The organism is Streptomyces sp. (genome assembly GCF_050698815.1).
Taxonomy (GTDB): domain Bacteria; phylum Actinomycetota; class Actinomycetes; order Streptomycetales; family Streptomycetaceae; genus Streptomyces.
Map to the genome: position 1 here is coordinate 1 of NZ_JBOHCV010000262.1, position 11,041 is coordinate 11,041.

The following is an 11,041-nucleotide window of genomic DNA, read 5'->3' on the forward strand; positions in this document are numbered from 1 at the left end:
CCGCCGGCAGCGCGAGCGGCAGCTGGGCCTGGGCCGCCGCTGCGGCGGCACGCAGTGGCAGCACCGGATCGCGGTCCGGGCGGGCACCGCGCGCGAGGACCGCCTCCCCCTCATGCTCGACGACGCCCTCGGCGAGCGGTGTACGCGCCTGGTCGGCGGCGGCACCCCGCGCTCCGCCGGCACCGCCCAGCAGTCCGCGCAGCCGGGTACGTCCGCCACGGGCGCGCAGCACACGGCCGACCTCCCGCCAGGTGACGTCGGCGGCGTAGCCGAGGGTGCGGGCGGCTTCGTAGACCTGGCGCAGCAGTGCGTCGGAATCGAGCAGGCCCAGCTCGGCCGCGACCTGCTCCTGGTCCTGCAGGGCGAGCCGGTCGGTGGCACGGCCGGTGACGAGGTGGAGCACGTCACGTACGTCCAGCAGTGCGTCGCGCGCCTCCGTCAGGCCGCCGTGCGGTGCGTCCGCCAGCCAGGAGGCGGCCACCGCGCGCAGTGCGGTGGCGTCCCGCAGACCGCCCCGCGCCTCCTTCAGGTCGGGTTCCAGCAGGAAGCGCAACTCGCCGTGTGTCCCTGCCCGTTCCTCGGTCAGCTCCCGCAGCTCGGGAAGGCGCCTGGGTGCCTGGGCCCGCCACTGGGCGTACGCCGAGGTGCGCAGCTCCGCGGTGAGCGCCTCGTCGCCCGCGACGTGGCGGGCGTCCAGGAGACCCAGTTGCACCTTGAGGTCTTCCGCCGCGGTCCTGCGGGCCTCGGCCGCGGTCCGTACGGAGTGGTCCAGGGCGATCCCGAGGTCCCAGACCGGGTACCAGATCCGGTCGGCGGTCTCCGCGATCTCGCGCTGCGGGGTACGGCCGTCGTGCAGGAGCAGCAGATCCAGGTCGCTGCGTGGTGACAGCTCGCCCCGCCCGTAGCCGCCGACGGCGACCAGGGCGACGCCGGGCCGCGCCGGTCCCAGCAGTCCGGCCAGCCAGCCGTCGGTGAGGCGGGCCAGCTCCGCCCGGCGCGGGGGCCCGGTCGCGCCGGGCTCCCCGTGCAGCAGGCGCAGCCGGGCCGCCGCGTAGCCGTCGGGGCCGGCATCCGTCCCGGTCGCCGCTTCCGTGCTCTCGGCTTGCTCGGCCATGTACGGTCTCCGACTCCTGTCCGGTGCTCAGCTCGGCTGTCGCCCGTCTGCCTGCCTGACCCTGCCTCTGCCCGGACGTGGGTCAGAGTGCCTCGGGGCCGCGTTCGCCCGTACGCACCCGGACCACGGTGTCGACCGGAACGCTCCAGACCTTGCCGTCGCCGATCTTGCCGGTACGGGCCGCCTTGACCACGATCTCGGTCAGCTCCTCGGCCTCCGCGTCCTCGGCGAGCACCTCGATCCGCACCTTCGGCACCAGGTCGACGGTGTACTCCGCGCCCCGGTAGACCTCGGTGTGGCCGCGCTGCCGCCCGTAGCCGCTGGCCTCGGTGACGGTCAGGCCCTGCACGCCGAAGGAGCGCAGGGCCTCCTTCACGTCCTCCAGCTGGTGCGGCTTGATGACCGCGGTGATGAGCTTCATGCGTCCACCTTCTTGTCCGTGAGCTGACCGCCGGTCCCGGCCGTCGCGACCTCATCGTGCGCTCCGCCCGGCCGGTGGGCCGCGCCGCCGGGACGGGCCCCGGACGAGGAGCCGCCCACCGCGCTGAAGTCGTAGGCGGTCTCCGCGTGGTAGGAGCGGTCGAGACCGCTGGTCTCCTCGTCCTCGCCCGCCCGGAGCCCCATCGTCTTGTGGACCAGCTTGGCGAGAATCCAGGAGACCACGAAGGAGTAGCCCAGCACGGAACCGGCCCCGACGGCCTGCTTACCGAACTGGGTCAGGCCGCCCGCGCCGTCGATGGCCAGGAAGCCGACCATCAGGGTGCCGATGAGGCCACCGACGAGGTGGACACCCACCACGTCGAGTGAGTCGTCGAAGCCCAGCTTGAACTTGAGGCTGACCGCCCAGGAGCACACGCCGCCGGCGACGACGCCGATCGCGAGGGCACCCATGGCGTTGACGTGCGCACCGGCCGGGGTGATCGCGACGAGTCCCGCGATCGCGCCGGAGGCGGCACCGAGGGTGGTGAAGGCGCCGTGCCGCAGTCGCTCGTAGAGGAGCCAGCCCAGCACGGCGGCGCCGGTGGCGACCTGGGTGTTCATGGCCATGGTGGCGGCGGAGCCGTCCGCGGCGAGCGCGGAGCCGGCGTTGAAGCCGAACCAGCCGAACCACAGCAGCGCCGCTCCGAGCACGACCAGCGGCAAACTGTGCGGACGCATCGGTTCCTTCTTGAAACCGATGCGCTTGCCGACGACGAGTACGGCCGCCAGGGCGCCGATGCCGGCGTTGATGTGGACCGCCGTGCCACCCGCGAAGTCGATGACCCCGAGGTCGAACAGCCAGCCCCCCTCGGCCCACACCCAGTGCGCGACGGGGAAGTAGACGACCGTCGCCCACAGTGCGATGAACACGGCCCAGGCGCTGAACTTCACGCGGTCCGCCAGCGCACCGCTCATCAGGGCCGGTGTGAGGATCGCGAACATCATCTGGAACAAGACGAACGCGAAGACCGGAATGCCGCCCTTCTCGGTCAGCGAATCGGCTGTGATGCCCTTGAGTCCGATGAAGTCGAGGTTGCCGATGACACCGCCGGTGTCAGGGCCGAAGGTCAGTGAGTAGCCGTAGAGCACCCACAGGACGCTCACGATGCCCAGCGAGATGAAGGACATCATCAGCATGTTGAGCGCGCTCTTGACGCGGACCATGCCGCCGTAGAAAAAAGCGAGGCCAGGCGTCATCAACATGACCAGAAACGCGCTGATCAGTACGAATGCGGTATCCGCGCCGTTCAATGTGGACGTCTCCTCGAAGTAGAGGGCCCCGTGCGGAAGGGAACGGGTGGGGCCGGGACGTCACAACAGACTCACCGGGCTCCGTTACCTGCGGTGCCGCCCGGTGTTTCGCCATGGTGACGATGGGCGCCGGAGTGTTACGCCTGGATGAACCGGCACCGCGCCGCCCGCGCCGCCGGTACTGTGCTGACCGGCCGCGACCGGCACCCTTCGACCTGACGCAGGGGGGAGCCCCGTCGGGATGTCAGGGGTGCTGGTCGCGGCCGGTGGTTTCGGTCCGGCGGGCTCCTCAGCCCGCCACGGCGGCGCCGCTCACGCCGTCCGGCAGCTCCGCGGCCAGCCGCTCGCCGAGCCGCACCACTTCGGCCACGTCACCGAAGTCCCGCGCCGCCGACGCGGCCGTCCTCCGCAGCCGGTTGTTCACCCGCTCCGAACGGAGCCGCTTCGCCAGCCCGATCGCCTCCGTCGCCCGGACAGCGCAGTCCTCGGGCTCCCGCTGCAGCAGGTGGACGCTCGCCATGCCGATCAGATTGAGCGCGTAGGAGCGCCGGTGCCCGCCGCCCGCCGACTCGGCCGCCTCCTGCCGGAACAGCTCCACCGCCCGCTCCATCGCCGGGCGCGCCAGCGACGCGTAGGTCGGGCTGCGCCCGGAGGAGTAGGCCAGGTCGCGGTAGGAGTGGGCGATCTGCGCGTTGAGCTCGGCCGCCGAGAAGAAGCGGACCCAGTCCGGGTCGTCGTCGGCTTTCCCGGGCCACCCGGCGGACCCGGCGTCCTCGGCGTCCTCGAAGGACTCCTCGGCCATCCGCACGGCACGCTTGCACTTGCCCGGCTGGCCCAGGTTCGCGTACGCGCGGGCCTCCATCGCGGACAGCATCGCCTGCGTACGGGCGGTCGCGCCGTCCCTGCTCCCGTACTGCGCGAGATGAATGAGCTCCAGCGCATCCTCGGAACGGCCCAGATGGATCATCTGGCGGCCCATGTTGCTCAGCACGAACGAGCCCAGCGGCCGGTCCCCGGCCTCCTTCGCGGCGTGCAGGGCCAGCACGAAGTACTTCTGCGCCGTGGGCTGCAGCCCGATGTCGTAACTCATCCAGCCCGCCAGCTCGGCCAGTTCGGCCGTCACCCGGAACAGCCGCCGGCCGACCTTTTCCGAGTGCCGCTCCTGCAGCAGGTCCGTCACCTCGTGCAGCTGGCCGACGATGGCCTTGCGCCGCAGCCCGCCACCACACTGCGCGTCCCACTGCCGGAACATGACGGTGGTCTGCTCCAGCAGTTCGACCTCCGGCTCCGACAGCTTCGGCGCCCGCCTGCCCGCCGTACCGCCGGCACCACCCACACCGCCGCCGGTGCCCGAGGCGCCGGTTCCCCGGCCCTGCCCGGGAACCGGCAGCGACACGACCTGGGCGCCGTTCACGGACGCGGCCGGGCCGGACGGATGCACGGCCGCGCCGGCACCGCCGGTTCTCCCCATGGGGACGCCTGGTTCGGCCGCCGGTCCGGGTCCGCCCGGCGGCGTGGGGCTGGGAACCAGCCAGCGCTGCATCGGCTCGATCAGCGCGGGTCCCGCGGACATCGCCAGCGAGGTGCCGAGAAAGCCGCGCCGTCCCAGCATCAGGTCGCTGCGGGTGAACTCGTTGATCATGGTGGCGGTCTGCGGCCCGGCCCACGGCAGGTCGACGCCGGACGCCGCCGGGGACTGGCGGACGGTGCGCAGCCCCAGGTCATCGACCACGACCACGCAGCCGAACCGCTCGGAGAACAGCTCGGAGAGGATGCGGGGAATGGGCTCCCGCGGCTGCTCCCCGTCCAGCCAGCGGCGTACCCGCGAGGTGTCGGTGCTGATGTGGTGAGCGCCCAGCTGCCGTGCCCGGCGGTTGACCTGGCGCGCGAGCTCACCTTTGGACCAGCCGCTTCGCAGGAACCACGAACCCAGCTGCTCGTTCGGGAGCTTGTCGCCCTCGCCCACCGGTAATGCCCCCATTCGGCCCCTCGCCTGCCCCACCGACGCATGCCTGCGGCATACCCACAGGGCGGCCATCCGCCCACCGTGTGTACCGAAAGTAATCCTACGATCACGGTCCTGGCGAGCGAGATCCCAGAAACGCCACCATTCGCCACCCCTTCGGATGAACCCCTCGGCAGCTCCACACGATTCACTTGACTCCGGGCCGGGACAGACCGGCCGGCCCGGGCGTACCCGAGGGCCGTCACTGTGTGCAGCGCCTCGTAACCATCAGCCGACCGGACCCGTTGGGGGGAGCATGGGCTTCACGATCGGTGCCAACGGCGGTCTCCACGGAATCCGGGACTTTCATCAGCTGCGCCCCGGGGCCCGGCGGCGAAGCCGGGCCACGGTCTGCACGGCCGTGGCGGAGTACACCGGGCTGTGGGGATGGCCGGTGGTCCCCGGCGCCCGGGCCGTGCGCACCCTCGGCGGGCGCACGGAGTGCTCGTGCGGTGCCGCCGGCTGCCCCGCCCCCGGCGCGCACCCGCTCGACGCCTCGCTCGAGGTGCCCGCGGGCGCCACCCTCGCCCAGGCCGGCGCGGCCTGGGCACAGGTTCCCGGCGCCGCGCTGCTGCTGCCCACGGGCCGGGCCTTCGACGTGATCGAGGTCGCCGAGGCCGCCGGCCACCGCGCACTCGTACGGCTGGAGCGGATGGGGCTGCCGCTCGGCCCGGTCGCGCTCGCACCGCACGGCCGCGCGTGGTTCTTCGTGGCTCCGGGCGCCGCCGCCGAACTTCCCGAACTGCTCTACCGGATGGGCTGGGACGACGCGCAGCTCGACCTGCGGGGCGTGGGCGAGGGCGGGTACGTCACCGCCCCGCCCTCCGACCTCGGAGGGCTCGGCCCGGTGCGCTGGCTGCGCCCGCCCACCCTGGCGGGGGCGGACACTCCCCCGCAGGCCCGGCTGCTGCTGGGCACGCTCGCCTACGTCTGCCACCGCTCCTCGACGGCCTGACCGCACGGCTCACCGGGCCCGCACGCGTGGGCACGGCTCAGCGGACCCACGCGGGCCTGCTCACTCCCCGCCGATCAGCGCGTCCACGAACGCCTCCGGCTCGAAGGGCGCCAGGTCGTCCGCGCCCTCACCGAGCCCCACGAGCTTCACCGGCACGCCCAGCTCCCGCTGCACCGCTACGACGATGCCGCCCTTCGCGGTCCCGTCCAGCTTGGTCAGCGCGATGCCGGTGATGTCCACGACCTCGGCGAACACCCTGGCCTGCACCAGTCCGTTCTGCCCCGTGGTGGCGTCGAGCACGAGCAGCACCTCGTCGACGGGACCCTGCTTCTCCACAACGCGCTTGACCTTGCCCAGCTCGTCCATCAGCCCTGTCTTGGTGTGCAGCCGGCCCGCGGTGTCGATGAGCACCACGTCGGCGCCCTCCTCGGTGCCCTCCTTGACCGCGTCGAAGGCGACGGAGGCCGGGTCGCCGGCCTCCGGCCCGCGCACGGTACGGGCACCGACGCGCCGGCCCCAGGTCTGCAGCTGGTCGGCGGCGGCGGCGCGGAAGGTGTCGGCCGCGCCGAGCACGACCGACTTGCCGTCGGCGACGAGCACCCGGGCGAGCTTCCCGGTGGTGGTGGTCTTGCCGGTGCCGTTCACGCCGACGACCAGCACCACGCCCGGCCGGTCCACGGCGCCCCTGGTCTCGGTGTGGACCGTACGGTCCAGGTCCGGGCCCACCAGGGTGAGCAGCTCGGCCCGCAGCAGGGCGCGCAGCTCCTCCGGCGTGCGGGTGCCGAGCACCCGGACGCGCTCCCGCAGCCGCTCGACGAGCTCCTGGGTGGGAGCGACGCCGACGTCCGCGGTCAGCAGGATGTCCTCGACCTCCTCCCAGGTCTCCTCGTCCAGGCGTTCGCGCGAGAGCAGCGTGAGGAGGCCCTTGCCCAGGGTGTTCTGCGAACGGGACAGCCGGGAGCGCAGCCGGACGAGCCGCCCGGCCGACGGTTCGGGCGTCTCGATCTCGATCTCGGGTGCGGCCGGCGCCTCGGCCGGCGGGAGGCCGACCTCCTCGATCGTTCTGCGCGGCGCCGGAGGGGCGGCTCCGGCCTCCTCGCCGACGTGCGGCTCGGCGGGCGGTGCGGTCGTGGCCGGTGGCGCGGCGGACGTGTCCGGGCGTGCGGCCTTCTTCCTCCGGCCGCTGACCACGAGCCCGCTGATCGCGCCCAGTACGACCACGGCGATGACTACAACAAGGATCAGGATGTCCATCGGTTTCCTACGGTATCGAGTGCGGACGGGCAGGCCTTGTCCGTCGCGAAGCGTCCAGTATCCGCGAGCCCGCGTGCAGACTAGTGCCCCTCCCGGCACTGGGTCCGCATCGCGCGAGAGCGCACGCTGCCCCGGCTCGGAGTACGAGTCCGGGGCAGCGTGCGCTTCGAGGAGCGGGCGGCGGGGTCGGTCAGCCCATCTCCTCCAACGCCTTGCCCTTCGGCTCCGGAACCCACTTGATCAGGAACGGAATCGAGAGCAGCGCGAAGCATGTGTAGATGACGTAGGTGCCCGACAGGTTCCACTCCGACAGGCTCGGGAAGCTGGCGGTGATCGCCCAGTTGGCGATCCACTGCGCGGCGGCGGCGACGCCCAGACCGGCGGCGCGGATCTTGTTCGGGAAGATCTCGCCCAGCAGTACCCAGACCACGACACCCCAGGAGAGCGCGAAGAAGAGCGTGAAGGCGTGCGCGCCGAACAGCGCCACCGCGCCCTCGGTGTCCGGCAGCGAGACCTTGTCGCCCGAACCGGTACGGGCGGAGAAGGCCCAGGCCACGAGGGCGAGTGAGATCGTCATGCCGACGGAGCCGATCAGCCCGAGCGGCTTGCGGCCGATCCGGTCGACCAGCAGCATCGCGATGACGGTGCCGACGATGTTCACGATCGAGGTCGTGAAGGAGTAGAAGAACGAGCTCTCCGGGTCGATCCCGACCGACTGCCACAGCGTCGCCGAGTAGTAGAAGACCACGTTGATGCCGACGAGCTGCTGGAAGACCGAGAGTCCGATGCCGATCCAGACGATGGGCAGGAAGAAGAAGCGCCCGCCGAGCAGGTCCTTGAAGCCCGACTTGTGCTCGCTGCGCATCCCGTGCTCGATCTCGGCGACGCGGGCGTCGAGCTGGTCGTGCTCGCCCTCGACGCTGCTGAGCACCTTCCGGGCCTTGGCGTGCTGCCCGACGGATATCAGGTAGCGCGGCGACTCGGGGATCACGAAGGAGAGCACGAAGTAGGCGATCGAGGGGATCACCATGATGCCGAGCATCCACTGCCAGGCTTCCAGACCGGCGAGGTCGCCCCGCTGGTCACCGTCCGCGAGGGTGAGGATCGCGTAGTTCACCAGCTGGGAGACGGCGATGCCGAGGACGATGGCGCCCTGCTGGAAGGAGGCGAGCCGGCCGCGGTAGGCGGGCGGGGAGACCTCGGCGATGTAGGCGGGACCGATCACGGAGGCCATGCCGATGGCTATGCCGCCGAGCACGCGCCACAGCGCCAGGTCCCACAGCGCGGTGGGCACTGCCGAGCCGACGGCGCTCACGGTGAAGATCACCGCGGCGATCTGCATGACCCGGATCCGCCCTATCCGGTCGGCGAGGCGGCCCGCGACGGCCGCTCCGATCGCACAGCCGAGCAGTGCGGCGGCGATCACCTGGGCGAGCAGGGCCGAGCCGATGTCGAACCGGCCGCGGACCGCCTCGACGGCGCCGTTGATCACGGAGCTGTCGTAGCCGAAGAGGAAGCCGCCCATGGCGGCCGCTGCTGCGATGAAGACGACGTGTGCGAGCGGGGCGGACTGTCCGCCGGCCGCGCCCGTCGTCGCTTGAGGGGTGCTGGTCAAGATGGTCTCCTGCGCTGCCCGGCGCAGGGGCCGGGTTCGGGATCTGTCGCCTCCGGTGCGGGACACGCGAACCGTTGGGGACACAGCGCGCCACCACTTGAAGGTAAAAGTGACGCTGAAGAGACTATGCCTTTAAGTTTCTAAGTCAACAGGAGAGAGCTACCTAGATTTTCCTCACCCTCTCGCACACCTTGTTCAAGATGTGAAGGGACGGCGCTTCCGCCTCTCAACTCAGCCGCTGACTGATCACCTTCGTGACGCCGTCGCCCTGCATCGAGACGCCGTAGAGAGCGTCCGCGATCTCCATCGTCCGCTTCTGGTGGGTGATCACGATCAGCTGGGAGCTGTCCTTGAGCTCCTCCATGATCCGGATCAGCCGCTGCAGGTTGGTGTCGTCCAGGGCCGCTTCGACCTCGTCCATGACGTAGAAGGGGCTGGGCCGCGCCTTGAAGATGGACACCAGCATCGCCACCGCCGTCAGCGACCGCTCGCCGCCCGAGAGCAGCGAGAGCCGCTTGACCTTCTTGCCCGGCGGCCGGGCCTCGACGTCGACCCCCGTCGTCAGCATGTTGTCCGGGTCGGTCAGCACCAGCCGCCCCTCACCGCCGGGGAACAGCCGCGAGAAGACACCCTCGAACTCGCGCGCCGTGTCGTGGAACGCCTGCGTGAAGACCTGCTCGACCCGCTCGTCGACCTCCTTGATCACCTGCAGCAGATCCAGGCGGGTCTTCTTCAGGTCCTCCAGCTGCTCGCTGAGGAACTGGTGCCGCTCCTCCAGCGCCGCGAACTCCTCCAGAGCCAGCGGGTTGATCTTCCCCAGCTTCTGGAACGCCCGTTCCGCCGCCGCCAGCCGCTTCTCCTGCTCCGCGCGCACGAACGGCACCGGCATGTTCCGCGGGTGCGCGGGATCCTCCGGCAGCTCCTCGCCCTCCGCCGGAGGTGACGGCGGTACGGGCTGATCGGGACCGTAGTCGCTGATCAGCCCCGCGGGTTCGACCCCCAGCTCCTCCAGCGCCTTGGTCTCCAGCTGCTCGACCCGCATCCGCTTCTCGGCGCCCAGCACCTCGCCGCGGTGCACGGAGTCGGTCAGCTTGTCCAGCTCGTCCTTCAGTTCACGGCCCTCGTTGCGCTCGGCGACCAGCGCGCGTTCCCGCTCGCTCTTGGCCTGTCCGGCCGCCTCGCGCTCCTCCTGCGCCCGGCCCAGCGACGCCTCGACGTGCGCCAGCAGCTGGCGTGCCCCGGCGGCCACCGCCGTCGAGACCTCGGCCTCGTGCCGCAGCCGCGCGCGCCGCTCTTCCGCACGCGCCCGGGCCTCACGCTCGGCGCGCGCCGCACGGTCGAGTGAATCTGCCCGTCCCGCGAGCGACTTGACCCGCTCCTCGTGCGTACGTACCTGGAGCCGGGCCTCCATCTCGGTCTGCCGCGCGTTGGCGCCGTCCGCGGAGAGCCGGTCCCGCAGGGACGTGTCCGGCTCGATCTCCGCGTCCTCCTGCGCCTCCTCGGCGACCGAAAGCCGTTCGGCCAGCTCCTCGGCCTCCTCGGTGGCCCGCAGCAGGGCGTCCTCCGCCTTGGCCACCGCCGCCGCGGTCCGCTCGGCCTCGCCCGCCGCGCCGCGTGCCTGGCCGCTGAGCGTCCCCAGCCGTCCGGCGATCCGCGACTTCTCCTTGTCTCCCTCGCTGCGGCGGGCCCCCAGCTCCTCGACCAGTGCGGCACATTCGGCCCGCCGCGTCCTGGCCCGCTCCTGCTCGGCGGTCAGCTCCGTGTGCCGGTCCGCCAGTTCCGACAGTTCCGCGGCGGCCTCGTCCACGGAGGCCTGGGCTTCCAGCAGGCTGGGCGCGCCCGCCGAGCCGCCCTGCGCGAAGTGCGCGCCGAGCACGTCTCCTTCCGCGGTCACCGCCACCGTTCCGGGCCGCGCTCCGACGACCTGCTCGGCGTCCTCCAGCGTGCCGACGATCACGACGTCACGCAGCAGCGCGCGCACCGCGGGCATCAGCGCTGCCGGCCCGTCGACGAGGTCCGACGCACGCGGCGGGCCGTCCGCGGCTGCGGGGCGGGCGTCGTCCTCCGGAGGGTGCCCGCCGCCCAGGAGCAGCGCCGCCCGGCCGGCGTCGTGCTTGCGCAGCAGGCGCAGCGCGTCGGCGGCCGTCGAGGTGTCGGTGACGGCCACCGCGTCCGCCGCCGCGCCCAGAGCTGCCGCGACGGGCAGTTCGTGTCCCGGGACGACGGTGAGCAGCTCGGCGGCCGGGCCGAGGATGCCGGTGAGCCGGTCGGTGGCGGCCAGCAGGGCGCCCGTGCCGTCCTTGCGGCGCAGGCCCAGGGCCAGGGCGTCGTGCCGGGCGGAGGTGGCGGCCAGCTCACGCTCCACCG

7 protein-coding genes and 1 pseudogene are annotated in these 11,041 nt (G+C 72.1%); 1 reads left to right on the plus strand and 7 read right to left on the minus strand.

Going from position 1 to position 11,041, the window contains the following annotated elements; genetic code table 11:
* From ACRDP3_RS09630 to ACRDP3_RS09645, 4 genes are all read right to left on the minus strand, one after another.
* A partial coding sequence (locus ACRDP3_RS09630) for a nucleotidyltransferase domain-containing protein (protein WP_431516450.1) occupies positions 1-1,114 on the minus strand: 1,114 nt, incomplete at its 3' end.
* An 82-nt stretch (positions 1,115-1,196) separates the two neighbouring features.
* On the minus strand, positions 1,197-1,535 hold the full coding sequence (locus ACRDP3_RS09635) for a P-II family nitrogen regulator (protein ID WP_431516451.1): 339 nt from the start codon (positions 1,533-1,535) through the stop codon (positions 1,197-1,199).
* Positions 1,532-2,845: an ammonium transporter gene (locus ACRDP3_RS09640; RefSeq protein WP_431516452.1), complete on the minus strand. Its 1,314-nt coding sequence runs from the start codon at positions 2,843-2,845 to the stop codon at positions 1,532-1,534. Before ACRDP3_RS09640 ends, ACRDP3_RS09635 begins: the two co-directional genes overlap by 4 nt.
* Before the next feature lie 289 nt (positions 2,846-3,134).
* A complete protein-coding gene (locus ACRDP3_RS09645) occupies positions 3,135-4,826 on the minus strand; it encodes a hypothetical protein (RefSeq protein ID WP_431516453.1) in 1,692 nt (563 codons plus the stop codon).
* Between the two features lie 280 nt (positions 4,827-5,106).
* Here ACRDP3_RS09645 and ACRDP3_RS09650 point away from each other — a divergent pair, with 280 nt between their 5' ends.
* Positions 5,107-5,805 carry a bifunctional DNA primase/polymerase gene (locus tag ACRDP3_RS09650; protein ID WP_431516454.1) on the plus strand — a complete coding sequence of 233 codons (699 nt, stop codon included), beginning with the start codon at positions 5,107-5,109 and terminating at the stop codon, positions 5,803-5,805.
* Positions 5,806-5,865: 60 nt separating this feature from the next.
* Here ACRDP3_RS09650 and ftsY read toward each other — a convergent pair whose 3' ends face one another.
* From ftsY to ACRDP3_RS09665, 3 genes and pseudogenes are all read right to left on the minus strand, one after another.
* Positions 5,866-7,059 (minus strand): signal recognition particle-docking protein FtsY, encoded by a 1,194-nt coding sequence (gene ftsY, locus ACRDP3_RS09655; RefSeq protein WP_431516455.1) that lies wholly within the window; start codon positions 7,057-7,059, stop codon positions 5,866-5,868.
* 190 nt (positions 7,060-7,249) lie between these two features.
* Complete coding sequence (locus ACRDP3_RS09660; protein ID WP_431516456.1) at positions 7,250-8,674, minus strand: sugar porter family MFS transporter; 1,425 nt, start codon at positions 8,672-8,674, stop codon at positions 7,250-7,252.
* 226 nt (positions 8,675-8,900) lie between these two features.
* Positions 8,901-11,041, minus strand: a pseudogene (locus ACRDP3_RS09665) (chromosome segregation protein SMC); the annotation flags it as partial.

Bases quoted from the DNA above. Each gene is read 5' to 3' on its own strand.
- ACRDP3_RS09635 (WP_431516451.1), bottom strand. From the start codon at position 1,535: ATGAAGCTCATCACCGCGGTCATCAAGCCGCACCAGCTGGAGGACGTG.
- ACRDP3_RS09645 (WP_431516453.1), bottom strand. From the start codon at position 4,826: ATGGGGGCATTACCGGTGGGCGAGGGCGACAAGCTCCCGAACGAGCAG.
- ACRDP3_RS09650 (WP_431516454.1), top strand. From the start codon at position 5,107: ATGGGCTTCACGATCGGTGCCAACGGCGGTCTCCACGGAATCCGGGAC.
- ftsY (WP_431516455.1), bottom strand. From the start codon at position 7,059: ATGGACATCCTGATCCTTGTTGTAGTCATCGCCGTGGTCGTACTGGGC.